Consider the following 26,361-nt stretch of genomic DNA (forward strand, 5'->3'; position numbering starts at 1 on the left):
CCCCTCCCCTGCGTAACTCGGCTTTCACCTAAAGTGGCACCTCGTGACCGACGCGCAAACTCTCGAAGCCCCTACGGAAAACGCGACAATCCGAACGGTCCGACGATGGTCGCCGGGTGCGTGCGTCTGGTGCGGCGACACCGACTCTGTCGAGGTCTTCCGCAACGAACCTCGCTGTGCCACATGCCGTAAGCACGAAGCCGTCATCGACGAGGCCCGCAAGTTCATGGGCATGTACGGCCTGCGCCCCATCGGCGGCACCCTGCAGTCCGACGACGAGGAGGAATACGAGCACCGCCTCGCCGCCCGCGAGGCCCGCCGCGCCCTCAACGACATCCGTCTCGCCGAGCAGCCCGACCCGGCGCTCGTGCGCAAGACCTTGCGTCCCCGCGCCGCCGCGATCACGGAGGGCCACACCGGTTCCTCCGCGCAGACGTCGACGCGTCCGGCCTCCGCGACCCGCAGCTCGTCCGCTTCGGCCAAGCCGGCGAAGTCCGCGGCTCCGGTCCGGACGGGCGCCGTGGACGTCGAGGAGATCCAGACCCGGGCCCTCGCGCTGCTCGATCAGCTCTCCGCGATCGACGCGCAGCTCGCGCTCGTCGCCGAGCAGAACGGCCTCGCCGCCCGCGCCCGCCGCAGCGATCTGGAGAAGCAGAAGGCGACGATCCTGCGTACCCTCGCCGCACTCGAGAAGGCACGTCTGAGCGCATCCGGCAGCTAGTCGCCGGCTCACACCACCGCAGCCCCGTCCCGCTCCGTCGAGTCCGCTCGACGGTCCGGTGCCGGGGCTGCCGTCGTTACCGCACGTCACGACGGTTGTCGTTACCGCACCTCACGACAACGGACCAGGTAGTCTGTGATCGACCAAGAGCCTGTCGGGGGCACTGCTCGGGCCTTCCCGCCTGTGCAGATCCGGGCTGAAGCCTTCCGAAGGAGTGCGCGTGAGTGTTTCCGACTCCTCTCGCGTCGGTGCACCCGCGTGGCGTTCCTTGTCCTCGGCTCTGGCGCGACCCCGATTGTTCGCGTGTCTCGACCGGTGCTCCACGCTGACGGTGAGCGACGCTCCCCCGGGTTTCGGCAAGCGGACGCTCGTCGCGGGATGGCTCCATCGGGGCGGCGCACCCGACCACACGATCGTCTGGGTTCCCGAACTCACGGCGTCCGGCGACGGCGACCTGCCCGAGCATGTGCTCGCGGTCCTCGCCGATCACCCGGCCGTCGAGGTCGCCGGCGACGGTCCCGACGATTCCCCGTTCGAGCGCGTGGTCCGTACCTTCCGCGATCTGGGGTCGCCCTGCCTGCTCGTGCTCGCCTGTGTGTCGCCGCAGAACTCGGCCGAGGTGCTCGAAGCAACCCTTCGGCTGCTCGACCGGTGCCCCCTGCTCGATGCGATCGTCTGCCTGCCGGGAAACAGCACCGACATGACCGAGGTCGTCCTCCGCGGGATCGACTCCACGTACGTCCCGGCGGCCGATCTCGCGTTCACCATCGAGGAGACGACGACGCTGTTGCGCGACGCCGGACCGGAGCGCTCCGACAGCGAGTGCGAGGTCGTGTGTCGCGTGCTCGGTGGTGTGCCCACCCTGGTCTCGGCGGCCGCGGCCGTCGCCCGGAGCCGGCCCCAGCGCCTGATCGACTCCCGTGGACTGCCGACCCCGGCCTTGGCCCGCCTCGTGCGGACGTATGTGGAGAGCCGGCTCGACGAACTCGACGACGCGCACCGCGAGTTCGCGTTCTCGGTCGCCGCTGCCCACAGCGTCACCGCCGAGCGGGCGGCCGAACTGACGGGCGCGGCGGACCCCGAGGCCGCACTCGCGACGCTCGCCGCGGCCGGCCTCCTGATGGATTCGCCCTTCGACGATCCCCGGACGTGGCGGTGGCCCGACGCCGTCCGCTCGTGCGTGCTCGACATCTCCCGCCGAGAGCAACCCGGACGTGTCGACGCCCTGCTCGTCGAACTCGCCCGGGCCCATCGCGACGCCGGCAGGCCCGCCGAGGCGTCGATCTATGCCGTCGAGGCCGGCGACTGGGAGACCGCCGTGGCGATCGTCGAGGAATCCTGGGCGCGCATGGTCGACAGTTCTTTCGACGTTCTCGTCAAGGTGCTTCGGCAGATCCCCGACCAGGAGCTCGGCGACCATCCGTCGGTCCAGGCAGGTCGCGCGCTGTTCACACAGATGCTCGACGAACATTCGATCCTGCACGCCTCCCTGCCCGCGGATCCCGACGAACTCACCGAGCTCGGGAAGACACCCGGCGCCGCGCAGGCCCTCTACGTCGCGACGGTGCAGACCCTGACCCTGCGGGTCTCGGGCGAATTCGGTGAGGCCGCGCGGTTGACGCTGCTGTTGCGTCCGCTCGTCGATTCGATCCTCGAACACCGGCCCGACGATCTCGGTCCGCAACTGCCGCTGCTGCGCGTGCAGTGGGCGATCACGCTCCAGCTCGCCGGATATCTGACCGAGTCCACCACCGTCTTCCGCCGCGCCTACCGCGGTGCGTACGCCGTGAACATCGCCTTCGTCATCCAGAACGCCGCGGGCAGCTCGGCGCTGAACTGGGCGGTGACGGGCGACAATCCGCGCGCCCGGGAATGGCTGCGCATCGAGAGCAACGCCGAGCCCACCGAGGGTCGCTGGGGCGAGATGGTCAAGGTGGGTGGTCGCGTGGCGTCCGCGCTCGTCCACCTCGACTCGCTCGAGCTCGACCGTGCCGTCGGATATCTCGACGAGCTCGGTGTCCCGCGGGTTTCGGAGGAACTCTGGGGATTCGTCGCCTACGGCCGGGCCTACTACAACCTGGCGGCGGGCAACGCCTACGACGGACTCACCGAACTGCACCGGCTCATCGCTTCACACCACGATCTGTTCGACCGCGGCGCGTTCTCGCGCATCCTGCTCGGGGCCGCCGAGATCGACCTGCAGCTGGCGCTCGGCAACGGCAACCTCGCGCGCGCCCTCGCCGAGGAGTCGCCGCAGACCCATCCGATGCTCGTGGTGACGAACGCGCGTGTCGAACTGTTCACCGGTCATCCGGAGATCGCGCTCAAGAAGCTCAAGCGTGTTCCGTGGACGGAGTGCGGCTTCCCGCGCGCACATGTCGAGGCGTTGCTCATCGAGGCGAGCGCCCACCTCGATCTCGACAAGAAGGACGCCGCGGTCCGCAGCTGGCAGCGGGCCTGCACGCTCGCCGAGGCCCTCGGCAACCGCCGCGCCTTCACCACTCTGGCCGAGGGTGTCGCCGGGCGTCTCGCGGAGCCCGGCGGTCTCACCGTCCCGGACGAGGCGATCGGGTCCGTCTTCACCGAACCGGTCACCCATGTCGAACTGTCCCGGCGGGAGACAGACGTGCTGGAGTTGCTGGCGCTGGGATCGACGCACGCCGACATCGCGAAGAAGTTGTTCGTCTCGCACAACACGATCAAGACCCAGTTGCGCAGCATCTACCGCAAGCTCGGCGTGCACACGCGGGTGGAAGCCATCGGCCGGGCGCGCGATCTCAGGCTGCTGCCGGTCCGCCGGTCGCTGTAGCCGAACGCGCACGCATCCGGGCGGTGAGCCGAAGATCGAGCGCCCACACGACACCCGCGAGCGCCGCCAGTCCGACACCGAGCACACACACCGCGGTCCACCCGCCGGCGCTCCACGCCATCGTGCCGAGCGCCGAACCGGACGCCGCACCGATGAAGTAGCCCGTCATGTAGACGGAATTGACGCGCGAGCGGGCGTCGGGGTCGAGGGCGTACACGATGTTCTGGTTGGTGATGTGCACGAGGTTGAGCGCGAGGTCGACGACGAGCATCCCGACGACGAACCACACCAGCGAGCTCGCACCCGCCGCGAGCGCCGCCCACGACGCGATCAGCGTGAACACTCCCACCGCCGTCGTCGGCGGTCCGTAACCGCGGTCGACGAGCCGGCCCGCCGCGGTCGCGGCGAACGCACCGGCCACCCCGGCCAGCCCGACGAGCCCGATCTGCAGGTCGTCGAGGCCGAAGGGCGGGTCGGACAGCAGAAACGCCATCGTCGAGAACAGCGCGCCCACCGACGCGAAACCCAGCCCGCCGAGCAGGGTCCGGGTGCGCAGGCGAGGATGCGTGACGATCAACGTCCCGAGTGATCGCAGCGTGCTGCCGTAACCCTGACGGACCACCGGTGGCGTCGCCGGCAGCACCCGCCACAACGCGAGCGCCACGATCACCATCGCGACCGCGCTCACCCGGTAGACCGTCGTCCAACTGTCGCCGAGTTCGGCGAGGATGCCCGCGACGCTCCGGGCCACGAGGATCCCGACGAGCAGCCCGCTCATCACGGTGCCGACCGCGCGACCCCTCGATTCCGGCGTCGCGAGGGTCGCCGCGAACGGCACCAGCACCTGCGCGGCCACCGAGAACAGACCGGCGACAGCGGTGCCCACCACGAGCACCCCGATGTTCGGCGCGAATCCGCTCAGCCCCTGCCCCGCCGCCGCGGCCAGCATGAGCATCACCGCCAGCCGCCGCTGCGGGAACATGTCGCCGAGCGGCACGAGGAACAGCAGGCCGAGAGCATAGGCGACCTGCGCGACCGTCACGGTAGAGGCGGCGGCCGATCGGGAGGTGTCCAGTGCTTCGGCGATCGAGTCGAGCAGCGGCTGGTTGAAGTAGTTGCCACCCACGCACAGACCCGTCGCCACGGCCATGAGCAACAGGACCGGGGTCGTCAGGACGGGACGGGAGGACGCCATGTCCTCCAGCGTCCCGTGTGGGCGCGGCGGAAGTCGAATCGGCTCGTCGGCCGCCTTTCGAGGACTACTCCCGGGATGCGGCGAGCAGGACGAACCGTCCGTCCGGATCCACCCATTCGTGCCGGACCACGAATCCCGCGTCGGCGAGTTCCTGCGAGATTCCGACGAGGCGGAACTTCGCGGAGATCTCGGTCCGGATCTGCTCACCCTCGGCGAAGGAGATCTGCAGGTCGAGGCCCGGGATCGTCACGTCCATCGCCTCGGTCGCCTCGAGGCGCATCTCGATCCACTCGTTCTCCGGGTCCCAGACGGCGCGGTGCACGAACCGGGCGGGATCGAAGTCGGCGCCGAGCCGGTCGTTGAGCACCCGCAGGACGTTCCGGTCGAACTCCGCCGTCACGCCGGCCGCGTCGTCGTAGGCGGCGATCAGGGTGTCGCGGTCGATGACGAGACCGGCGCCGAGGAGCAGCCACTCGCCGGGATGGAGGATCGCGGCCGTCCCGGCGAGGAACTGTGCGCGTTCGCTCGGGACAAGATTGCCGATCGTGCCGCCGAGGAACGCGATCGCGCGTTTCCCGCCGGCCGGCAGATGCGTGAGCGAATCGGTGAAGTCGCCGACAACCCCGTGCACCGTCAGGTTCGGATACTCCGCCGCCAGCCGGGTGACGGCCGACCGCAACGCCGGTTCGGAGACGTCCTGCGGCACGTAGGTGTGGAGATACGGTTCGAGGGCGTCGAGCAGCACGTGCGTCTTCTCGGACGACCCGGAGCCGAGTTCGACGAGCATCTCGGGGCGGGCGGCATCGGCGAAGTCGGCGGCGTGCTGTCGCAGCAGTGCGAATTCGGTGCGTGTCGGATAGTACTCGGGCAGTCGCGTGATCTCGTCGAACAGTTCGCTGCCCCGCGCGTCGTACAGCCAGGTCGGCGACAGGTACTTGGGATCGGACGTGAGTCCGCGCCGTGCGTCCTCGCGCAGTTTGGCGTCGAGGTCCTCGGGGCGCAGATGCACGTCGACGATCACGGTGAACCGACCTCCAGTGGTGAGACGATGAGTTTGCCCGGCATCGCGGCGACGAGATGCCGGTCGGGTACGGGTTTCCAGCGGCTGTCGTCGTCGAACGGTTCGGACGCCACGATCGCGACCTGCTCGTCGACGAACGTCCACAGCGAGTGGTACCAGGCGGTGGCCCAGATCCCGGATTCGTTGCACAGCAACATGTTCAACCGTGATTCCGGTGCGAGTTCCAGCACGTCGTGGACGAGTGAGATCAGCGCCGGCTCGGGATCGGCCGAGCGCAGACGCGACTGGAGCAGGAGCCACAGCGTGGCAGCATCGGTCGGTGATTCGAGCTGCAGCAGTTCGGCGACGGGAAGCGCGCCGGCGAGGGTGACGAGCGATCCCGGCCAGCCCCGGACGACACCGTTGAGACTGAACGCCCACCGGTCGTCGGAGAAGGGCGCGGCCGCCGACCGTTCGACGGGCATCCCCTCGGTGGCCGAGCGGGTCGCGGCGACGACGGTGCGCGACCGTATCGACGTCAGGCCTTCACCGACGAAGGGATCGGACCAGATCGGCAACGCCGACCGGTAGCGCCCGAAGGTGCCCTCGGCACTCCACCATCCGACACCGAATCCGTCGGCGTTGATCGTGCCTCCCCCACGCATGTCGGTGGGCGCCCACGACTGGCGGAGCAGCGAGTTGGTTCCGGTGGACAGCAGTGCCGCGACGTTCGTCTCCGGCCCGATGTACGCCAGATGTCTACACATCGCCCGTCCCGTACGCGACGCGGAGCCCGGAGAAGATCTGACGGCGGATCGGCAGATCCCAGTTGCGGAAGGTTCCGCGGCACGCGACCTCGTCGGTTCCGAACGAGCCTCCGCGCAGAACCCGGTGTCCGTCGCCGAAGAAGACCTCCGAGTACTCGCGGTACGGGAACGCGCGGAAGCCCGGATAACCGGTGAACGGTGTGGACGTCCACTCCCAGACGTCGCCGATCAGCTGGTGCACCCCGAGCGGTGACGCTCCCTGCGGATACGCGCCGACGACGGCGGGACCGAGATGACGCTGACCGAGATTCGCGTGCTCGGGACCGGGATCCTCGTCGCCCCACGGGAATCGGCGGCTGAGCCCGGTGGCCGGATCCCAGCGTGCCGCCTTCTCCCATTCGGCCTCGGTCGGAAGACGTCCACCGGCCCAGCGGGCGAACGCCTCCGCCTCGTGGAAGCACACGTGCACGACCGGCTCGTCCGGGTGCAGCGGCATCGTGCGGCCGAAGGCCGTTCGGCTCCATCCGGTTTCGTCGCGACTCCAGAACTGCGGGGCCTCGAGACGGGCGTCGAGGCGGTGCTGCCAACCTGCCTCGCTCCACAGTTCGGGCCGCTCGTAACCGCCGTCCTCGACGAACCCGAGGTAACGGCGGTTGGTGACGGGCACCGCGTCGAGTTCGAACTCCGGCACCTCGACGACGTGTGCCGGGCGCTCGTTGTCGAGGGCCCACGGATCGGTGGACGTGCCCATCTCGAATGCGCCGGCGGGGATCCGGACACGTTCGGTGTCGCGGACGGTTCCGGTGCGCGGCGCTTCCGGCGCGTCGAGCAAGGGTGGACCCTGCCGTAACTGGTGCGTCGCGAGCATCGTCTCGCCGTGCTGCTGTTCGTGCTGCGCGACCATCGCGAATACGAAACCCTCGCGGGTCAGATCGTCGTCGAATGCACTGTCTTCGAGCACATCCCAGGTGAGCTCGCGGACGGCACGCGCGTAACGGCGGGCGGCGTCGGGGTCGAGCAGTGGCAGCCCCGTGCGGGTCGCGCGGGGATGCCGGAACGCGTCGTAGAGATCGTCGATGTCGCCGCGAACCGCAGGGCGCCTGCCCGCGACCCGCACGAGCCAGCGCTCCTCCTGGTTGGCGATGTGCGCGAGATCCCACACCAGCGGGCTCATCAACGGCGAATGTTGTGCGGTGAGATCCTGTTCCGGCACGGAGGCGAGTACCTCGGTGCGGGCACGCGCCCGCTCGAGGTGCCGCCTGAGCGCAACACGAGCAGGTGTCACCGCACCTCCTCACCCGGCGCCAGACCGCGCAGGCACCGTGCCGCGGCCGCGTCGAGCGCCGCGGTGAACCGCATGTCGCGGGAGGACTCCGCCGCGAGCGAGAGCAAACCCGCCGCGGCAGCACGCAATTCGAGCGAGGCGAGACCGACGCGGGCCGCCTCGGACCACTGGTCGCGCACCGGCGCGGCGATCGCGCACGCCTCCGCGGAGACCTCGGGCGCCGACAGCAACGCCTCGAGAGCCGCGACGGGCACCTGCCACGACTCGGCCGGCTGGGCGTCGAGATAACGCACCTCGAGATGCCCGCACGGACGAACAGGCGGGAACAGCGTCGTCATGTGGTAGTCGAGGTCGTCGATGGTGGGTCGACGGTGGATGTCGGCGTCGAGCTCGCCCGCGAGCCACGCCGCGAAGGTGGCGCCGGGCGGTGCGTACCATTCGGGCATTTCCGAACGCACGCAGGTCAGCGGTGCGTCGAGCACCCACGCGGGGTAGTCGGCGGGATGGTCGACGTGACCGAGGGCGGGATCGAGTTCGAGCCACGTGCGCATCCGCTGCGACGCCCAGTCGCCCTCCGGAGCACCTCGCAGCCGGGGCGAGCACGCGAAGGCCGCGATCATCGCCGGGCCGATGGCGTGGAGCAACTCCCAGCGCTGCACCACCTCTGCCTCGTCGCGTCCCGCGTCGACGGAAACCTGTATGGACGCAGTGCTGTTCATCATCAACCGGCCCATCGGGCCGATCCGGTCGTAGCGGAGTTCCATCGCTCCGTAGCGCGGGGTGCGCAGCAGACGGTGGGGAGGCCGCACCTCGTCGGCGGCGCGGTCGAGCATGGTCACCGACCGGCGGGCCAGCAACGCCCGGAGCATGCGGAGGTCGGCCGTGAGCCGATCGCACACCTGCCGTGCCGAAGTGCACGGCACGCTCGACAGCTCGATCTGACCACCCGGCTCGACGCTGACCGCGCTGCCCGACGGCAGGGGACGGGCCGACGACGACGGCGCCACCGTGCGCGGCGCGTGGGGCCCGAGGGCCTCGACGAGCCTCGTGAGTTCGGGACGCGATTCGGTGCCGTCGGCCCGCGCGGTGAGCCATTCGAGCTCGACCCCGATCAGACTGGGGATTCCCAGCCGGAATGCCCTGCTGCGGACGTGGTCCTCCGCTGCTGCTCGGGAGCCGAGGTCCTTGCGGGCACGGGAGGCTGCGGCATCGACTGCCATTGCCATTCGTCCACCCCCTCGGCCGGTGCGCCAGGTCTGCGGTCGAGACTAACCCGCCGGGGGACACGACGCGCGGATAACGCACCGGTGCGTGCGCGAACGCACTCCACCGGGCAGGCTCGACCCCGACGATACGGACGACGGAGGAGGTGAGCGGCCCGTGCTGGACCTCCAGGCGGCCCGACGCGACACACCGGGATGCTTCGATCGGGTCTTCCTCGACAGCGCCGGCTCGTCGCTGCCCCCGGCACCGGTGCTCGAGACGATGCTCGCGCACCTGCGCCGCGAGGCCGAGATCGGCGGGTACGTGGCGGCCGACGAACGGCTCGACGACCTGACGGCCGTGAAGACCTCGCTCGGCCGCCTGTTCGACGTGCCGGAGACCTCCCTCGCGCTGTCCGACGGCGCCTCGCGGGCGTGGACGTCCTTCTTCTACGCGGTGCCGCTGCGACCCGGCGACCGCATCCTGATCTCTCAGGCCGAATACGCCGCAAACGCGATCGCCGCGCTGCAGCGCGCGCGGGCGACCGGCGCCACCGTCGAGGTCGTTCCGTCCGATCCTTCCGGCCGCGTCGACGTCGAGGCGCTCGAGGGGATGCTCGACGAACGGGTGCGGCTGGTGTCCGTCGTGCACGCCCCCACCAACGGCGGGCTCGTCAACCCGGTGCGGGAGATCGCCGACGCCGCGCACGCGGTCGGGGCGCTCGTGCTGCTCGACGCGTGCCAGTCGGTGGGGCAGCTGCCGGTGAGCGTGCCCGAACTCGACGTCGACGCACTGTCGGGCACCGGGCGCAAGTGGCTCCGCGGGCCGCGCGGCACCGGTTTCCTCTACGTTCGGCCGCGCCTGGTGAGCGAACTCGAACCGGCCGTTCTCGACCTGCACAGCGCCTCGTGGACCTCGGCCGACAGCTACGAACTCGCTCCGGACGCCACCCGCTTCGAGATGTGGGAGGCCGGAGTGGCGGCCCGGCTCGGGCTCGGCGCGGCCGTGGACTATCTCCTCGATCTGGGTGTCGACGCCGTGGCCGAGGCGGTGGCCTACCGGGCCGGGCACGTGCGCGAGGGGCTCGCGGGCATCGACGGCGTCACCGTCACCGACCTCGGCGAGCAGCGCAGCGGCATCGTCTCGTTCACCGTGGACGGCCGCGACCCGCGGGAGGTCCGCGACGCCCTGGCCGAGCGGTCCGTGACGGTCACGGTCAGCAGCCGCAGTTCGACGCTGCTGGACATGACCTCGCGCGACCTGCAGTCGGTGGTTCGGGCGTCGCCGCACTACTTCGTCTCCCCCGCCGACGTCGACAGGTTCCTCGCCTCGGTGCACGACATCGCCCGGTCGTGAAGCTCACGCGCGTCGACGACAGGGCTGTTTGTCCCTGATCGACGTCGTCCGGTAAAGTGGTTCGAGTTGTCTCGGCGAGGGTGAACCGCAATATCGCTGGATCACCGTGATCGACGCGGCTGCGACGGAAGCAATGTGCTCCCCGGTCGCACGTGTCGGATCCGTTCGTTCGAGAACACCCGACCACCAAGTGCCACCAGCGTAGGAGCCGTCACATCATGTCCGACGAGAATCGTCTCGTAGCCAGCGTCCGCACCGAGTTCGGCAAGGGTGCCGCACGCCGCGCCCGTCGCGCCGGCCAGGTCCCCGCCGTCCTCTACGGCCACGGCACCGAGCCCCGGCACCTCGCCCTCCCCGACCTCGAGTTCGCAGCCGTGCTGCGTAACCACGGCACCAACGCCATCCTCACCCTCGACGTCGACGGCGAGGATCAGCTCGCGCTGACCAAGTCGGTCGTCGTCCACCCCATCCGTCGCTACATCGAGCACGCCGACCTGCTCGTCGTGAAGAAGGGCGAGAAGGTCACCGTCGAGGTGCCCGTCGTCCTCTCCGGTGAGGCCGGCTCCGGCACGCTGGTGGTCAACGAGGTCAACACGATCAAGCTCGAGGCCGACGCCCTGAACATCCCCGAGGAGATCACCGTCTCGATCGAGGGCGCCGAGGCCGGCACCCAGATCCTGGCCGGTGGCGTCGAGCTGCCCGCCGGCGCGACCCTGCAGGACGATCCCGAGCTGCTGCTCGTGAACATCGTCGAGGCTCCCTCCGCCGACGCCCTGGAAGGCGCCGAGGGCGAAGAGACCGCAGAAGAGGCCTCCGAGGAGGCCTGAGCCTTCACCGGCTCCCTGTGAAGTCACTCGTGCGGCGCGTCATCCCTTCGGGGTGGCGCGCCGCACGTCGTTCGAATGCACGGAAGGATCAGTTCGTGGGCGACGACGCCGCGCTCGTGGTCGGTCTCGGCAACCCCGGCCCGAAGTACGAGAACACCCGGCACAACATCGGATTCATGGTGGCCGACGTGCTGGCCGGACGCGTCGGCGGCAAGTTCTCCGCGCACAAGCGCAGCAACGCCGACATCGTGCAGGCCCGGCTCGACGGGCGGCAGGTGATCATCGCGAAGCCGCGCACCTACATGAACCTGTCCGGCGGTCCGGTCGCCTCCCTGGCCAAGTTCTTCTCGGTCGATCCCTCGAACGTGATCGTCCTACACGACGAACTCGACCTGGACTTCGGCACGATTCGGCTCAAGCTCGGCGGTGGCGAGAACGGGCACAACGGCCTGCGGTCGACCTCGTCGGCGCTCGGCACCAAGGACTACCTGCGGGTCCGGATGGGCATCGGCCGCCCTCCCGGCCGCCAGGATCCCGCCGACTTCGTGCTCAAGCCGTTCTCGGCGACCGAACGCAAGGAGCTCGACGTGTGGTGCGAGAAAGGCGCCGACGCCGTCGAACTGCTGCTGAGGCTCGGCCTCGAGGGCGCCCAGAACCGCATCCACTGACCGCCCGCCTCCGCCGAGGCCGGCGCGGTCGCAGCGGCGTCGCGTGGCGCGGTGCTCAGGCCCGCGTCAGCAGTGCCAGCGAGGTGCCGCGACGCAGCTTGCCCGAGGAGGTCTTCGGGATGCTGCCGGGACCGAGTACCGCGACCGTGCGGGGCCGCACGCCCACCTCGGCGACCACCGCGTGCACGACGTCGTGTTCGATGCGGCGCACCTCGTCGGGGTGGTCGAAGAGTTTGGTCTCCACGGCCACCGCGAACGATTCGCGCTTGTCCCCCGCGTCGAGCCGGATGGCGACGGCGTTGCCGGGACGCACCCCGTCGACGGTCCCCGCCGCTCGCTCGATGTCGGTGGGATAAATGTTGCGGCCGCCCATGATGATGACGTCCTTCACCCGGCCGCACACCACGACGAGACCTTCCTCGGTGAAGTAACCCACGTCGCCGGTGTCGAGCCAGCCGTCGGCGTCCTGCGCGGGTACGGGTCCGTCCACGGTGAGATAGCCGTGCGTGACGGCCTCGCCGCGCAACTGGATGATGCCCACGCCGCGGGGTGGCAGCACCTGTCCGTCACGGCCGACGACCCGGCCCTCGAGACCGGCCACGAGACGGCCGAGGGTGGGCATGCGGCGCGTGTGGGTGCGGTTGGTCGGCACGGCCATCCCGCCGGCCTCGAGCAGGTCGGGGTCCACCAAGTCGAGCACCATCCCGCGTCCCGGATCGGGGACCGACACCGCGAGCGTGGTCTCGGCCATCCCGTAGGAGGGCGCGAGGGCGGACGGGTCGAGACCGAAGCGCTCCCCGGCCTCCGCGAGGGCCTCCATCGTGTCGGGATCGACCGGCTCGGCGCCGTTCCACATCCAGCGCATCGACGACAGGTCGAGCGCGCCGTCCGGCGCCTGCGACAACTTCCGGGCCAGCAACGAGTACGCGAAATTCGGTGCTGCGGTGAGCGTTCCGTGATACTTGCTGATCAGCTCCGCCCACAGGATCGGAGAGCGCAGGAAGTCCAGCGGCGTGACCGAGACGACCTCGGCGCCCACCTGCATGGGGACGCTGAGGAAGGCCACCATGCCCATGTCGTGGAACAGCGGCAGCCAGCTGATCATGACGTCGTCGTCGAGCGAGAACTTGACGCGGTCCATCATCGCCGTCGCGTTGGCGTAGAAGTTGCCGTGCGTGATCCGCACCGCCTTCGGCGAGCCGGTGGACCCGGACGTCAGCTGCTGGAGCACGATGTCGGACTCCGCCGTGTCGACGGGATCGACGGGCCTCCCCTCCCGCATCCGCTCCACGGTGACGACGGAGATGCCCCGCTCGCGAAGCAGCGGCTCCGCGATCTCGAAGGGTGCGCCGAGCACGACGGCGCGGGCGTCGATCATCCGCAGGACCACCTCGGTGTCGCGCGACCACATCTGCAGGTCGGTGCGCGGCGTGGGCTGGTGCAGCATCGTCACGCTTCCGCCGCGCATCCACACGGCCTGGCAGACCGGTGCGATGTCCACCGGTTGTCCTGCGAGGACACCCACCGCGTCGCCGGGTCCGATACCCGCCGCGGCCAGTGCGCCGGCCATGCGGCGGGCCTGCCGGTGGATCTCTCCCCAGTTCTGCCGCAACGGCGTATCCGGTTCGCCGGTGACCAGAGCCCCGGTGTCCGACTCCGCCGTCGCGTACATCTCCTCGGTGAACCTGCTCACGACCCGCTCCTCGTCCGGTGGTGCACGACCTCGATCAAGATCCGGTAGTTGCACATCAGCGTGCGCCGTCGAGTGGTCGGTATGGGGCGGCCTCGGGGAAACGTGATCGAATCTGGCGGAAATCGACACCGAATCGCCGAGTAACATGGACGAGTTGGCGGCGATAGCGCCCCTACTCCCTGCCCCCTTCGAGAGGTTTTTCCCGTTGAGCACCCCGCACGCTTCGGCCGACAGTCAATCCACCGGCACGACGGAGCCTGCGCAGTCCTCCGGCACAGCGAAGCCCGGGGCCGCGAAGGAGGTCAGAGCCGAAGCCGAGCGCAGACGCACCTTCGCCGTCATCTCCCACCCCGACGCCGGTAAGTCGACGCTCACCGAGGCGCTCGCCCTGCACGCGAAGGTCATCTCCGAGGCCGGCGCGGTCCACGGCAAGGCCGGCCGCAAGTCGACGGTCTCCGACTGGATGGAGATGGAGAAGGCCCGCGGCATCTCCGTCAGCTCCACGGCCCTGCAGTTCAACTACACCCGCTCGGACGTCGCGGGCACCGACGACGAGGTCGTCAACGTCGTCAATCTCGTCGACACCCCCGGTCACTCCGACTTCTCGGAGGACACCTACCGCGTCCTCACCGCCGTCGACGCCGCCGTCATGCTCATCGACGCGGCGAAGGGTCTCGAGCCGCAGACCCTGAAGCTGTTCCAGGTGTGCCGCCACCGAGGCATCCCCGTGGTCACCGTCATCAACAAGTGGGACCGACCGGGCCGGACGCCGCTGGAACTGCTCGACGAGATCGACGAGCGCATCGGCCTGATGCCGACTCCCCTGTTCTGGCCCGTGGGCATCGCCGGCGACTTCCGCGGTCTGCTGCGTCGCGGCGAGGACGGAGACGCGGCCGAGTACATCAAGTTCACCCGCACGGCCGGTGGCGCCAAGATCGCGCCCGAGGAGCATCTGTCCCCCGCCGAGGCGCTCGCCCTCGAGGGCGACACCTGGGTCGAGGCCGCCGAGGAGTCCGAACTGCTGTCGTCCAACGGCCAGGATCACGATCAGGAATTGTTCCTCGCCGGGCAGACCTCGCCGGTGATCTTCGCGTCGGCGATGCTCAACTTCGGTGTGCGGCAGATCCTCGACACCTTGGTCACGCTCGCACCGCCACCGCGTGCCCGTCTCGCCATCGACGAGACCGCTCGCGAGGTCGACGATCCGTTCAGCGCCGTCGTGTTCAAGGTGCAGGCCGGCATGGACACCGCCCACCGCGACCGGCTCGCGTTCATGCGTGTCGTCTCGGGTGTGTTCGAGCGCGGCATGGTCGTCACGCACGCGCAGACCGGTAAGCCCTTCGCCACCAAGTACGCGCTGACGGTCTTCGGCCGCGAACGTTCCACGGTGGAGAACGCCTATCCCGGCGACGTCGTCGGCCTGGTCAACGCCACCGCGCTGGCGCCGGGCCATACCCTCTACGTCGACAAGAAGGTGGAGTTCCCGCCCATTCCGTCGTTCGCGCCCGAGCACTTCGCGATCCTGCGGGCCGAGAGCGCCTCGAAGTACAAGCAGTTCCGCAAGGCCGTGGACCAGCTCGATTCCGAGGGCGTCGTGCAGATCCTCCGCAACGACGTCCGCGGCGACGCGTCGCCGGTGATGGCGGCCGTGGGTCCGATGCAGTTCGAGGTGGTCGCGGCGCGGATGAAGGCCGAGTACAACGTCGACCCGAAGATCGAGCATCTCGGCTACTCGCTCGCGCGTCGCACCGATGCGGCTTCGGCCGACGAACTGAACCGCCAGCGCGGCGTGGAGGTGTTCACCCGGTCGGACGGCGTGCTCCTCGCTCTCGTCAGCGACAAGTGGCGGCTGCAGTACATCCTCAAGGAGTTGCCGGAGCTGACTCTCGAACCGTTGGTCGCGGCGACCGACTGAGCGTCCCGGCGACGCCGGACGGGTAGTGCGTCCAGCGGATTTTACTGATACTTTCCCTTTCGTCGATCCGACGTATTCGGGTGGAATCAGGAGTTGTGTCGATGAACGACGACGTACCGGCCGCAGCCGGTGAGGACCTGTCGTCCGGTGGGACGGCGGATACGAGCAGGCGATCCGGACGCGCGAAGCGCTCGGGCACCTTCGTCTACCCGCTGCCGAGCACTCCTCTTCCGAGCAGTACCCCGCTGACGAGCACGCCGGATCCCGGAACACACCGCATGAGCGTGGGGGATGCATCGTCGCTCGAAGGTGACCCGGCCGGCGGGGTGGGCGCCGGCAATTCCGAGGAAGGAACGACCCTGGTGAGCAGCACCGGCACGAACGGCTCCGCGAGTGGGCCCGCCACCACCACGACGACCCCGACGGCCACCGAGAGCCTGGGCACGATCACCGCACCGGGCCCGGTCCCGTCACGACGCAATTCGATGGGCGTGGCGTCGGTGCGTATCGCCGCGCGACTCGCACAGAACGAACTGACCTCCCGCGACTCCCGCAGCACCGGAGCGCACGGCGACCCGCGTAGCACCGGAGCGCACGGCGACCCGCGTAGCACCGGATCGCACGGCGACCCGATAGCGGACAACGATGAACTGCTCACGCTGCTCGGCGAGTACCTGCTGGCCGGTGGACTCGAGAAGCCCGAGATCCACGCGACCCTCGGTGGGCAGCCGATCGTCGTCGACCTGCAGGTACCGCAGCGTCACGCCCGGTAGAGGTCACGCCCGGTAGAGACGGGCAGGTCGCGGGTTATCCGTCGCCGAACAGTGCGGCGATCGCCGCCGGATCGACGTCCTCGAGCGTCGCGGGCGACCACTGCGGGTCGCGGGTCTTGTCGACGAGCACGGCGCGTACACCTTCGATGAAGTCCGGCGTCGCAGCGACGCGCACGGCGACGTCGAGTTCGCGGGCGAAGCATTCTTCGAGCGTGCTCTCGGCACCGCGTCGCATCAGTTCGGCCGTGGCCCACACGCTCGTCGGCGACAACGACCGCAGGGCCGTGCGAGTCTGCTCGGCCCACTCGGCGTCGATGTCGGCGAGGCTGTCGAGGCGGGTCACCATGTCGAGCACCGTACCGTCGCCGAACACCGTCTCGATGTCGGGGAAACGCTGCGCCAGGGAGGATTCGGGGGTCGGTTCGACGAACTCGTCGAGGGCGTCGCGCCACTGCCCGGCGCGGATGCGGTCGGCGAAGTCGTCGATGCGGGCACTGGGCACGTAATGCGTGGCCAGGCCGACGGCCAGCGCGTCGCCGGCATCGATGCGGGCGCCGGTGAGTCCGAGATACATCCCCACCGCATCGCACCGCGCGGTGGTGCCGCGCAGGCGCGGGAGGAAGTGGCTCGACCCGATGTCGGGAACGAACCCGATGGCCGTCTCGGGCATGGCCATCGTGGTCTTCTCGGTGGTGACGCGCACCGCGCCGTGCACCGAGATACCGAGCCCGCCGCCCATCGTGACGCCGTTGAGGACCGCGAGATACGGCTTCGGGTAGGTGGCGACCAGCTCGTCGAGGCGGTACTCGTCGGCGAAGTACTCGCGGACGGTGTCGAAGCACCCCTCGAGGGCCAGCTCGCGCACCGGCTTGACGTCGCCACCGGCGCAGAACGCGCGGTCGGACGTGCTGGTGACGAGCACGGCCGTGACGGCCGGGTCGTCGCGCCAGGCGAGAAGCGACGAGCGGATGTCGCGGATCATCGACCGGTCGAGCGCGTTGAGCGCACCGGGACGGTCGAGTTGCACTTCGCCGACTCCGTTGGCGACGCGTGTGCGGATGAAGGACTCGTTCACGGGCGGGAGCCTACCGGTCGCGGGCGACTCGTCCCGGCCACGCGACACGTCACGGATGAAGTTCCTCGGTGACCCACCGGTCCCCCGCACGCCGGTAGCGATACCGCAGGTGCCGCCGGCCGGGATCCGCCTGCCAGAACTCCACGGCCTCAGCGGCGACGCACCACGCCGTCCAGTGCGGCGAGACGAGGTCCGGATCGTGTTCGAGCGCGGTCAGGCGTTCCCGTACGAGGTCGTCGTACTCGGCGGAATCGGTGAGGACCTCGCTCTGGTGTCCCGTGGATGCGACGGCACGGGCGAAGACCGACCGTTCCCGGAAGTCGCGGGCACACACCTCGGGTGGGCCGGCCAGGACGGGTCCGCGCACGCGTACCTGCCGGCCGAGTTCGCGCCAGTACACGGTGAGCGCGGCGGCCGGTGTCGCGTCGAGCTGGCGGCCCTTCGGGGAACGGTCGTCGCCGGAGAACCACCAGCCGTCGTCGGTGACGTCCTTGATCAGCAGCATGCGCGCGTCGGGCGTCCCGGACGGGTCGACGGTCGACAGGGTCGCTGCGTGCGGCTCGGCGACGCCGGCCTCGGCCGCCTCGGTGAGCCAGCGGAGGAAGGTCTCCTGCGGCGTCGCGGCCGGTGCGAACGGCGGCGCGGACGCCGTGAGGGTGGGCAGGGCCCGGATCCAGCCGCGGGTATCGGGAAACTCACTGCGACGCGCGATCTCACTCATCGCCGCATGGTACCGATTCGGGAGCTCACTCCCGAGGTGGCGGCAGCTTGCCGGTCAGCGGGCCGACGAGCATCCAGCGATGCCCGAAGGGGTCGAGCAGGGTGGCGTTGCGATGACCGTGGGCCTCGTTGATCCACCTCTCGACCGAACCGCCGGCCAGACGGGCGCGGGTGAGCACGGTGTCGGTGTCGGCCACCTCGAGCATCAGGCTCACCGAGACCGCCCCTTCCTGCGGCGCCGTGAGTCCGAGTTCGGGGAATTCGTCTGCGAGATAGATCATTCCGCTGGGGAACCGCAGTTCGGCGTGCCCGACGCGACCGTCGTCCATGACGACCGGTTCGGCGGTCAGCGAGGCTCCGAAGACCCGGGTGTACCACTCGATCGCCTCGTGGGCCCGCGGCACCGTCAGATAGGGCAGCGCCCCCGGACGGGGAAAATCGCCGGAACCCTCCGAGACCATCTCGTCGTTCCCGCTCAGGACGCTTTCGGTTGCTGCAGCAGCGCCCATCGATTGGTCGTCAACCGGACCGAAGGCGAGTCGCCCATGCATGTGACCGTCTCCCAGTTGCGTTGATATCCGGTGCGGCTGATCCGCCAGCATCCGTCGTCGCCGAGGCTGTACCGATCGTGATAGTAGGCCGAGCCGCGCAACATCATCCCGTCCTCCGGGATGATCACGGTGTCGGACAGCAACCACACCCCGGTGGCGCTGCGGCCGTCGTCGGCGATGTCGATCTCGGGATGGGAACAGGTGTGCTCCGTGATCAAGCGCGTTCCCAGCGTGTTCTCGAGGAAACCTATGAAGGCGTCGCGTGAGTCGAAAACGAGATGCTCCCCGTAGACGGCGTGTGCGTCGGGGGTGAGGGTGTTCGCCAGCTCGTCCCAGTCCTTCGTATCGAGCGCTCGCGCATAACGGTATTTGAGCCGCGTGATCTCCGCTACCGCCTGCACATCCATCGTCGGCCTCCCATTGGCGCCCCCCTGCGAGTATTCGCATTCCAGGCTAGCCCGGACGACCGGCGCAGACGGCCGGAATCACACTGTTACCAGGCAGCATTCGATCGCGATTCGGTCACGGGAGGGCGTGCCGGTCACGACTCGGGACGACGCAGCGCGCGGATGGTCGCGTCGACGACGAGTTCGGCGTAGTCGTCGTCTACGTTCTGGTCCGGGGTGGCCAACGCGAAGAGGGCATGACTGAGCACGGTGCCGGTGACCATTTCGAGCAGCAGCGTCGCCGAGGTGTCGGCGGGGAGTTCGCCGCGCTCGACGGCGCGGTGCACGATCGTGCGCGCCGCGAGCACGCGGCTGCGGTTGAGGGTGTGGATCAGCCGGGCGAGCAGTTCGGGGTTGGCACGGGCGTCGAGCGCGACGCGCAGGCTCACCAGGCCGGGGGTGGTCCGGTAACCGCGCAACAGCTGCCGGGCGAGTTCGACGAGATCGGATCGGAGCGCGCCGGTGTCGATGGGCACGGGCAGCGGGCTGCGCGCTTCGAGGGCCTGGACCAGCAGGTCGTCCTTGCTCGACCACCGGCGGTAGAGGGCGGCGCGCCCCACCCGCGCGCGTCGTCCGACCGCGTCGAGCGTGAAACCACGCCAGCTCGTCTCGGAGTACACCTCGAGCACGGCGTCGAACACGCGGTCCTCCAGGTCGGCGTCGCGGGGGCGTCCGCGGCGGCGCGGTGCGGGTGCTTCGGTCACGTCGGGAAAGTGTGCCAGACCACTCCTCGATTTACAGACTGAAATCGTCCGCATTAAGCTGGCGGCGTCCTCCTCCCCCAAGAGCAGACCGAAGGAACGCCATGACCGACCCCACTCGGGTTCCCGTCGTGATCGGCGTCGGCGACCTGCGCTCCGGCCGTGCCGGTGCGCCCGCCGACCCGCGTGAACCGCTCGACCTCATCCACGAGGCCACCCTCGCCGCGATCGCCGACTCCGGCGCCGATCTCGCCACGCGGATCGACACCATCCACGCGATCAAGACCGCGAGCTGGAACTACGACGACCTGCCGGGCCTGCTCGCAGAACGTCTCGGCGCGACGCCCGAGCACACGTCGACCACGCCGATCGGCGGCCACTGGCCGGCGGCCCTGCTCGATCGCATCGGCCACGACATCGCCGCGGGCACCAGCACCGTCGCGCTGCTCGTCGGCGGCGAGGCGCAGGCCTCGGCGACCAACTCGTACAAGGCCGGAACGGATCCGGTCACGCTGGGATGGACCACCGCCCCGGGCGGCCCCGCGCCTATCAGCAACAAGGACCTCGGCAGCCCCGCGATGCAGCACGCCGGGATGATCGTCCCCACGCGGGTCTACCCGCTGTTCGAGAACCGGCTCAGCCACGATCTCGGGCACTCGCGCGAGAAGTCGCTCGACTGGTCGGCGACGCTGTACGCCGCCTTCTCCGAGTTCGCCGCCGAGAACCCGGCGTCCTGGAACCCCGAGCGCCGCACCGCCGACGACATCCGCACCATCGCCGGCAAGAACCGCCTCGTCACCGACCCGTACCCGCTGATGGTCAACGCGATGCCGTTCGTCGACCAGGCCGCTGCCGTGGTCGTCACCTCGCTCGCCGTGGCCCGCGAATTCGGTGTCCCCGACGACCACCTGCTCTACGTGTGGGGCGGCGCCGGCGCGACCGAGCCCTCGGACGTGCTCGCCCGCGGCGACTTCGGACGCTCCGCCGCACTCGACGATGCGCTGCGGCGCACGCTGTCGGCGAGCGACCTGCGTCCCGGCGACTTCGACATCATCGACGCCTACAGCTGCTTCCCCGTGGTACCGAAGCTGCTCATCGAGCAGCTCGGCCTCCCCCGCGACACCGTCCCGTCGGTGACCGGCGGCCACTCCTTCTTCGGCGGCCCGCTCAACAGCTACACGCTGCACTCGGTGGTGTCGGTGGCCAAGCGGCTGCGCCAGGACGGCGAGCTCGCCCTCGTGCACGGCAACGGTGGCTACCTGACCTACCAGCACGTCGTGGTCCTCGGCTGCGCGCCGCACACCGACGGTTACGTCGGCGACCCCGAGCACGTGCTGCTCGAGCCGTCCGCGCCGGAGACAGCCACCGATTACAGCGGCGAGGTCCAGATTGTCACCGCCACGGCCGAATTCGGTCGCGACGGCAACCCGTCGATCGGTTTCCTCGTCGGCCTCACCCCCGACGGCCGGCGTGTCTCCGGCCAGACCGACGCCACCGGCGCCGCAGTCCTCGCCGCCGGAGCCGACATCGTCGGCGAGACCGTCCACGTCACCGACGACGGCGGCATTCTCACCGTCACCCGCATCGAACACCTGTGCCCCGAGGAGTACCGGTCGTGAGCGAACCCGTCGTTCACGTCGAGAAGCGCGAGCACGTCCTGCTCGTCACCATCAACCGCCCCAAGGCGGCCAACAGCATCAACGCCGACGTGCACCAGGCACTCGGTGAGGCCTGGGACCGCGCCGAAGAGGACCGCGACGTGCGCGTCGTGGTGCTCACCGGCGCAGGCGGCGCCGTCTTCTGCGGCGGCGCCGACCTCGAGGCCCTCGGCACCAAAGGACCGGACGGCGTCACCCCGCCCGAAACCGCCCACTGGGGCTTCGCCGGTGTCGTCAAGCACCACATCTCCAAGCCCGTCATCGCCGCGGTCAACGGCGCCGCGCTCGGTGGTGGCACCGAACTCGCCCTCGCGAGCGATCTCGTCGTCGCATCCGAAACCGCCGAATTCGGTCTGCCCGAGGTGCACCGCGGCCTGATCGCCGGTGCCGGCGGCGTGTTCCGCATCGGCCAGGCCATCCCCCGCGCCGTCGCGATGGAACTCGTCCTGACGGGCAAGCCGATGTCGTCCGCCGACGCGCTGCGCTGGGGCCTCGTCAACCGGGTCGTCCCACAGGACGAGCTCCTCGACACCGCTCTCGCTCTCGCCGCCGACATCGCGAAGGGCGCCCCGCTCGCCGTGCAGGCCAGCAAGACCGTCGCCCGCGGCATCATCGACGGCAACGTCCCCGCCGAGGACCTGCCCTGGGAACTCACCGACAAAGCCCTCGCACGTCTCACCACCAGCGCCGACACCCTCGAAGGCGTCATGGCCTTCATACAGAAGCGCGAACCCGTCTGGAAGGGCGAATAGGCATGACCACCACCGAAGTGATCCGCTGGGACACCGACGAGCAGAAGGCACTTCGTCAACTCGCTGCCGACTTCACCCGCAAGGAGATCGTCCCCCACCTCGACGAATGGGAGCGCGCCGGCGAGATCCCGCGCGAACTGCATCGCAAGACCGCCGACGCGGGCCTGATCGGCGCCTCCGTCGCAGAGGAGCACGGCGGGTCGGGCGGCACCGCCCTCGACATGCTCGCGATCCTCGAAGAGATCATCCTCGCCGGTGGTTCGTCGGGCCTGATCTCGGCGCTGTTCAGCCACGGCATCGCCACCCCGCACATCGTCTCGTCGGGCAACACGACCTGATCGAGCGGTTCGCGCGTCCCGCGCTCAGCGCTGCTTCGACCTGACCGTAGGCCTCTGCCCGAATCAGGGGGAGGAAATGTGCGACTTTCCTTGCGGAAGCGCATATTTCCTCCCCCTACTCGTGTCAGTCACGCGCACGGAGCATCTCCAGGGCGACGACGACCACCACGGCGGAACGCGCGAGCCGGGACTGCGGGAGATGCGTAGAGGTACCGGATGTTTCGGTGACGGACATGGATCCTCCTGATGGGCGTTCCTTCTGACGACGCCCATCCTGCGACCTCGAGCCGACTCGAGATCAAGAGGATTCAGTCGAGATCTTCGGCGAGCTCCATCCATTGCTCCTCGGCCGCTTCCTTCTCCGCGACCACCTCACGCAACTGCGCGTCGAGTTTCTGCAGCCGGTCAGGATCGGTCGCCGCCTCCGCGAGGTCGTGGTGCAGCTTCTCCTCCTTCTCGGTCAGCTTCGCGACGAGACGCTCCAGGCGCGACAGTTCCTTGCGCGCGGTGCGTTCGGCGGCACCGTCGCGCTTCTTCGGCTGCTCGGCGGCGTCACCGGTCTTCGAGACGGTCGACGCCACCGACGGCACGTCGCCGTCGCCCATGGCCGCGCGCCGGCGCAGGTACTCCTCGATGCCACCGGGAAGGTTCGTCAGGCGGCCGTCGCCGAACAGGGCCCACGTCGAATCACAGATGCGTTCGACGAGATACCGGTCGTGGCTGATGACCACGAGGGTTCCGGCCCAGCCGTCGAGCAGGTCCTCGAGCTGCTGGAGGGTGTCGATGTCGAGGTCGTTGGTGGGCTCGTCGAGGAGCAGCACGTTCGGTTCGGCCATGAGCACGCGCGTGAGCTGCAACCGGCGACGCTCACCACCGGACAGGTCGCCGACGGGGGTGCGCTGCCGCGCCGGTGTGAAGCCCAGACGTTCGGCGAGCTGACCGGCGGAAATCTCCTTGTCGCCCAGTGTGATCCGCTCGGCGACGTCCTTGACGGCGTCGAGCACCCGCATGTCGGTGGGCAGGTCGTCGAGTTCCTGCCGCAGCCAGCCGATCTCGACGGTCTGCCCCTGGACGCGACGTCCCTGCGCCGGTTCGAGTTCGCCCGCGAGCGTGCGCAGCAGGGTCGTCTTGCCCGAACCGTTGACGCCGACGAGACCGATCCGCTCGCCCGGACCGAGACGCCAGGTGAGGTCGCGGACCAGTTCGCGCCCGTCCGGGGTGGTGAGGGTGGCGTCCTCGAGTTCGATGACGACGCGGCCCAGGCGGCGCTTCGCGAACGATGCCAGCGCCACCGAGTCGCGCGGCGGCGGCACGTTCGCGATCAGCGCTTCGGCGGCCTCGATGCGGTACTTCGGCTTGGACGTGCGGGCCGGAGCTCCGCGACGCAGCCACGCGAGTTCCTTGCGCGCAAGATTGCGGCGGCGTTCTTCCATCGCGTCGGCCTGGCGGGCACGCTCGGCGCGCGCGAAGATCCAGTCGTTGTAGCCGCCCTCGTAGCTCTCGACCCGGCCGTTCACGACCTCCCAGGTGCGCGTCGCGACGGTATCGAGGAACCAGCGGTCGTGGGTGACGACGACGAGCGCGCTGCGCCGCGACAGCAGGTGCTCGGCGAGCCACTGCACGCCTTCGACGTCGAGATGGTTCGTGGGCTCGTCGAGGACGAGCAGGTCGAGATCCTGCACGAGGGCTGCGGCGAGGGCGACCCGGCGACGCTCACCACCGGACAGACCGTCGACGACCGCGTCGAGACCGAGATTGTCGATGCCGATACCGGTGAGCACCGAGCGGATGCGCGCATCACCGGCCCACTCGTGCTCGGCCACATCGAGCGGCCCGAGGACCACCTCGCCGACGGTCGAGCCCTCCGGCAGACCGCCGCGCTGCGTCACGACGGCCATGCGCAGACCGTTCACGCGGCTCACCCGGCCCGAATCGGGCTCCTCGATGCCGGCGAGCACCTCGAGCATCGTCGTCTTGCCGCCGCCGTTGAGGCCGACGACACCGATCCGCTCCCCCTCGTTCACGCCGAGGGACACCGAGTCGAGTAACGGCTTGATGCCGAACGACTTCGAGACCTGTTCGAGGTTGATCAGATTCGCCACGTGGAGGAACGCCTTCCGAGAATTGCGGGGATGTACTACAGGATCAGGAGTGTGCGGGATCGGCGTCGCCGACGACACGGGCTCCGGGCACCGGACCGGAGGCGACCCGCACCGTACGGCACACACCGGCACCGGCGAGTTCGGCACTCACGGTGACGGCGGCGTGCTGGTCCTCGACGAGGAACGCGCAGGTGGGGCCGGAACCGGAGACGATGCCCGCCAGGGCCCCGGCCTCGACACCCGCCCGGAGCGTGCGTCGCAGCATCGGGTCGAGGGACAGGGCCGCGGCCTGCAGGTCGTTGCCGAGCAGCGGCGCGAGCTGGTGGGCGTCGCCGGAGCCGAGCGCGGAGAGCACGGCATCCGCGCTGCCGATGCGCTGAGGTTCTCCCTCGGCACGCAGCCGGTCGAGTTCACGGAAGACGACCGGTGTGGACAGGCCCCCCTTCGCGAGGGCCAGTACCCAGTGGAAGGTGCCGCGGGTGAGGACGGGGACGAGGCGCTCGCCCCGCCCTGTTCCGATCGCCGTTCCGCCGTGGAGGCAGAACGGCACGTCGCTGCCGAGGCGGACGGCGAGATCCGCGAGGTCCTCCCGGGGCGCCCCGATGCCCCACAGTGTGTCGAGCGCGACCAGCGTCGCGGCAGCGTCGGCGCTGCCACCGGCCATTCCGCCGGCCACGGGGATGCCCTTGTCGATCGTGATCGCCACGTCGGGTGTACGTGCGGCCCGTTCCGCCATCATCTCGGCGGCGCGCCACGCCAGGTTCGTCGAATCGGTAGGTACCGACTCGGCGCCCGCGCCGCGCACCGTCACGCTCAGGGTGTCGGCCGGGACCACCGACACCTCGTCGTACAGGGACAGAGCCTGGAAGACGGTGTGCAGGTCGTGGTAGCCGTCAGGACGGAGGTCACCCACCGCGAGATGCAGGTTGACCTTGGACGGGACCCTCACTGTCACGGGGGTCGGCACGACGGAAAGCACGAGTACAGAGCTTACTCGGGATACGGATGCTTCCCGACCGCCGCGGCCACGCTCTACGATCGATCGACTCTGAACACTCTGGAGGAAATGTGACTCGTTCCGTACGTAATGCGGTCGCCGTCTGCGCCGTCGCCGTGGCGGCCACCATGGGAACCGCCGGCGTCGCCTCGGCCGAACCGGCTCCGCCGCGCGTCTGCTCGCTCGGCGACCTGGTCCTGCGCTCGCTGAATCTCGTGGACTGCGTGACCCCTCCCACGGGCTCCGCCGGAATGGCGACCGGCTCCGCCGACTCGGCGGGCTCGTCGACCGGTTCGTCGAACTTGGGCATCACCGGTTACGGGGCAATGATCGGCTGACCGGACGAACGAATCCGGGCCGGCACCCTGAGGTGCCGGCCCGGATTCGGAGAGTTATCGGTATCAGCCGATGACGTTCACGCCGGTGGCCTGCGGGCCCTTCTGGCCCTGGCCGATCTCGAAGCTCACGCGCTGGTTCTCCTCGAGGGTGCGGAAGCCGCGGCCCTGGATCTCGGAGAAGTGCACGAAGACGTCAGCGGAGCCGTCCGAGGGAGCGATGAAGCCGAAGCCCTTTTCGCCGTTGAACCACTTCACAGTACCTTCAGCCATGTTGCTGTCCTTCACTTGCAGGCAGAACGGATGTAGACGTTCTGTCTCGTCGGGAGTCGGTTTCGGCCCCCGGGTCTGTCACTACACGGCTGAAACGATTCCATCGTGGCTATCGCATCCGCTCGCAACCAGAAATGTGCGAGGGGTAAACCACGAACACACTACCTAACGACCGAGGACAACTTAACCACACATCGCATC

25 protein-coding genes are annotated in these 26,361 nt (G+C 69.4%); 11 read left to right on the forward strand and 14 right to left on the reverse strand.

Annotated elements, in window-relative coordinates; genetic code table 11:
• The first annotated feature begins 43 nt into the window (after positions 1-43).
• Both K3M35_RS05515 and K3M35_RS05520 read left to right on the forward strand, forming a co-directional pair.
• Positions 44-721, forward strand: a complete 678-nt coding sequence (locus tag K3M35_RS05515) for a hypothetical protein (protein WP_217580065.1) — start codon at positions 44-46, stop codon at positions 719-721.
• Between the two features lie 220 nt (positions 722-941).
• The gene (locus K3M35_RS05520; protein ID WP_217580066.1) at positions 942-3,530 is read left to right on the forward strand and encodes a LuxR C-terminal-related transcriptional regulator; all 2,589 of its coding nucleotides are present in this window, start codon (positions 942-944) and stop codon (positions 3,528-3,530) included.
• Here the strand turns inward: K3M35_RS05520 and K3M35_RS05525 are convergent.
• From K3M35_RS05525 to egtA, 5 genes are all read right to left on the reverse strand, one after another.
• A complete protein-coding gene (locus K3M35_RS05525) occupies positions 3,499-4,725 on the reverse strand; it encodes an MFS transporter (RefSeq protein WP_019288756.1) in 1,227 nt (408 codons plus the stop codon). The two genes, K3M35_RS05520 and K3M35_RS05525, sit on opposite strands and share 32 nt — an antisense overlap.
• A gap of 64 nt (positions 4,726-4,789) precedes the next feature.
• Positions 4,790-5,746: an L-histidine N(alpha)-methyltransferase gene (gene egtD, locus K3M35_RS05530; RefSeq protein ID WP_006553842.1), complete on the reverse strand. Its 957-nt coding sequence runs from the start codon at positions 5,744-5,746 to the stop codon at positions 4,790-4,792.
• Entirely contained in the window at positions 5,743-6,492 is a 750-nt protein-coding gene (gene egtC / locus K3M35_RS05535; RefSeq protein ID WP_006553841.1) for an ergothioneine biosynthesis protein EgtC, read from the reverse strand. Before egtC ends, egtD begins: the two co-directional genes overlap by 4 nt.
• Complete coding sequence (gene egtB / locus K3M35_RS05540; RefSeq protein WP_217580068.1) at positions 6,485-7,777, reverse strand: ergothioneine biosynthesis protein EgtB; 1,293 nt, start codon at positions 7,775-7,777, stop codon at positions 6,485-6,487. Before egtB ends, egtC begins: the two co-directional genes overlap by 8 nt.
• Positions 7,774-9,003 (reverse strand): ergothioneine biosynthesis glutamate--cysteine ligase EgtA, encoded by a 1,230-nt coding sequence (egtA, locus tag K3M35_RS05545; RefSeq protein WP_220666127.1) that lies wholly within the window; start codon positions 9,001-9,003, stop codon positions 7,774-7,776. Before egtA ends, egtB begins: the two co-directional genes overlap by 4 nt.
• A 154-nt stretch (positions 9,004-9,157) precedes the next feature.
• On the opposite strand from egtA, the gene K3M35_RS05550 reads away from it, so the two are divergent.
• The 3 genes from K3M35_RS05550 to pth all read left to right on the forward strand — a co-directional run bounded on the left by K3M35_RS05550 (position 9,158) and on the right by pth (position 11,831).
• Entirely contained in the window at positions 9,158-10,336 is a 1,179-nt protein-coding gene (locus tag K3M35_RS05550) for an aminotransferase class V-fold PLP-dependent enzyme (protein WP_006553838.1), read from the forward strand.
• A gap of 218 nt (positions 10,337-10,554) precedes the next feature.
• Positions 10,555-11,163 (forward strand): 50S ribosomal protein L25/general stress protein Ctc, encoded by a 609-nt coding sequence (locus K3M35_RS05555; RefSeq protein ID WP_006553837.1) that lies wholly within the window; start codon positions 10,555-10,557, stop codon positions 11,161-11,163.
• Positions 11,164-11,258: 95 nt separating this feature from the next.
• Complete coding sequence (gene pth / locus K3M35_RS05560) at positions 11,259-11,831, forward strand: aminoacyl-tRNA hydrolase (RefSeq protein ID WP_217580069.1); 573 nt, start codon at positions 11,259-11,261, stop codon at positions 11,829-11,831.
• Between the two features lie 55 nt (positions 11,832-11,886).
• On the opposite strand, the gene K3M35_RS05565 is transcribed toward pth, so the two are convergent.
• Positions 11,887-13,524, reverse strand: coding sequence for a fatty acyl-AMP ligase (locus K3M35_RS05565; RefSeq protein ID WP_217580070.1), 1,638 nt, complete (start codon positions 13,522-13,524; stop codon positions 11,887-11,889).
• 205 nt (positions 13,525-13,729) lie between these two features.
• On the opposite strand from K3M35_RS05565, the gene K3M35_RS05570 reads away from it, so the two are divergent.
• Entirely contained in the window at positions 13,730-15,439 is a 1,710-nt protein-coding gene (locus K3M35_RS05570) for a peptide chain release factor 3 (protein WP_064060585.1), read from the forward strand.
• Between the two features lie 95 nt (positions 15,440-15,534).
• On the forward strand, positions 15,535-16,212 hold the full coding sequence (locus tag K3M35_RS05575) for a hypothetical protein (RefSeq protein ID WP_217580071.1): 678 nt from the start codon (positions 15,535-15,537) through the stop codon (positions 16,210-16,212).
• Between the two features lie 34 nt (positions 16,213-16,246).
• Here K3M35_RS05575 and K3M35_RS05580 read toward each other — a convergent pair whose 3' ends face one another.
• The 5 genes from K3M35_RS05580 to K3M35_RS05600 form a co-directional block, all read right to left on the reverse strand.
• Positions 16,247-17,287, reverse strand: a complete 1,041-nt coding sequence (locus tag K3M35_RS05580) for an enoyl-CoA hydratase/isomerase family protein (protein ID WP_217580072.1) — start codon at positions 17,285-17,287, stop codon at positions 16,247-16,249.
• Between the two features lie 49 nt (positions 17,288-17,336).
• Positions 17,337-18,008 carry a pyridoxal 5'-phosphate synthase gene (locus K3M35_RS05585; protein ID WP_006553831.1) on the reverse strand — a complete coding sequence of 224 codons (672 nt, stop codon included), beginning with the start codon at positions 18,006-18,008 and terminating at the stop codon, positions 17,337-17,339.
• A 25-nt stretch (positions 18,009-18,033) separates the two neighbouring features.
• Positions 18,034-18,468, reverse strand: coding sequence for a glyoxalase/bleomycin resistance/extradiol dioxygenase family protein (locus K3M35_RS05590; protein ID WP_024103221.1), 435 nt, complete (start codon positions 18,466-18,468; stop codon positions 18,034-18,036).
• 14 nt (positions 18,469-18,482) lie between these two features.
• Positions 18,483-18,965 carry a nuclear transport factor 2 family protein gene (locus K3M35_RS05595; RefSeq protein WP_024103220.1) on the reverse strand — a complete coding sequence of 161 codons (483 nt, stop codon included), beginning with the start codon at positions 18,963-18,965 and terminating at the stop codon, positions 18,483-18,485.
• A 134-nt stretch (positions 18,966-19,099) separates the two neighbouring features.
• On the reverse strand, positions 19,100-19,708 hold the full coding sequence (locus tag K3M35_RS05600) for a TetR/AcrR family transcriptional regulator (protein ID WP_024103219.1): 609 nt from the start codon (positions 19,706-19,708) through the stop codon (positions 19,100-19,102).
• Positions 19,709-19,809: 101 nt separating this feature from the next.
• On the opposite strand from K3M35_RS05600, the gene K3M35_RS05605 reads away from it, so the two are divergent.
• From K3M35_RS05605 to K3M35_RS05615, 3 genes are read left to right on the forward strand one after another with little or no spacing between them, the layout of a single operon-like run.
• The gene (locus K3M35_RS05605) at positions 19,810-21,324 is read left to right on the forward strand and encodes an acetyl-CoA acetyltransferase (protein ID WP_220666128.1); all 1,515 of its coding nucleotides are present in this window, start codon (positions 19,810-19,812) and stop codon (positions 21,322-21,324) included.
• On the forward strand, positions 21,321-22,115 hold the full coding sequence (locus K3M35_RS05610; RefSeq protein WP_220666129.1) for an enoyl-CoA hydratase/isomerase family protein: 795 nt from the start codon (positions 21,321-21,323) through the stop codon (positions 22,113-22,115). Before K3M35_RS05605 ends, K3M35_RS05610 begins: the two co-directional genes overlap by 4 nt.
• Before the next feature lie 2 nt (positions 22,116-22,117).
• Complete coding sequence (locus K3M35_RS05615; protein WP_064060580.1) at positions 22,118-22,453, forward strand: acyl-CoA dehydrogenase family protein; 336 nt, start codon at positions 22,118-22,120, stop codon at positions 22,451-22,453.
• A gap of 308 nt (positions 22,454-22,761) precedes the next feature.
• Here the strand turns inward: K3M35_RS05615 and K3M35_RS05620 are convergent, their stop codons facing one another.
• Both K3M35_RS05620 and K3M35_RS05625 read right to left on the reverse strand, forming a co-directional pair.
• Entirely contained in the window at positions 22,762-24,555 is a 1,794-nt protein-coding gene (locus tag K3M35_RS05620; RefSeq protein WP_019288771.1) for an ABC-F family ATP-binding cassette domain-containing protein, read from the reverse strand.
• Between the two features lie 43 nt (positions 24,556-24,598).
• Complete coding sequence (locus K3M35_RS05625; protein ID WP_037216304.1) at positions 24,599-25,534, reverse strand: 4-(cytidine 5'-diphospho)-2-C-methyl-D-erythritol kinase; 936 nt, start codon at positions 25,532-25,534, stop codon at positions 24,599-24,601.
• A gap of 89 nt (positions 25,535-25,623) precedes the next feature.
• On the opposite strand from K3M35_RS05625, the gene K3M35_RS05630 reads away from it, so the two are divergent.
• The gene (locus K3M35_RS05630; RefSeq protein WP_006553821.1) at positions 25,624-25,890 is read left to right on the forward strand and encodes a hypothetical protein; all 267 of its coding nucleotides are present in this window, start codon (positions 25,624-25,626) and stop codon (positions 25,888-25,890) included.
• A 63-nt stretch (positions 25,891-25,953) separates the two neighbouring features.
• Here the strand turns inward: K3M35_RS05630 and K3M35_RS05635 are convergent, their stop codons facing one another.
• The gene (locus K3M35_RS05635) at positions 25,954-26,160 is read right to left on the reverse strand and encodes a cold-shock protein (protein WP_006553820.1); all 207 of its coding nucleotides are present in this window, start codon (positions 26,158-26,160) and stop codon (positions 25,954-25,956) included.
• Between the last annotated feature and the right edge of the window lie 201 nt (positions 26,161-26,361).

Source organism: Rhodococcus sp. DMU2021 (genome assembly GCF_019641445.1).
In the GTDB taxonomy this organism is placed as follows: Bacteria; Actinomycetota; Actinomycetes; order Mycobacteriales; family Mycobacteriaceae; genus Rhodococcus; species Rhodococcus pyridinivorans.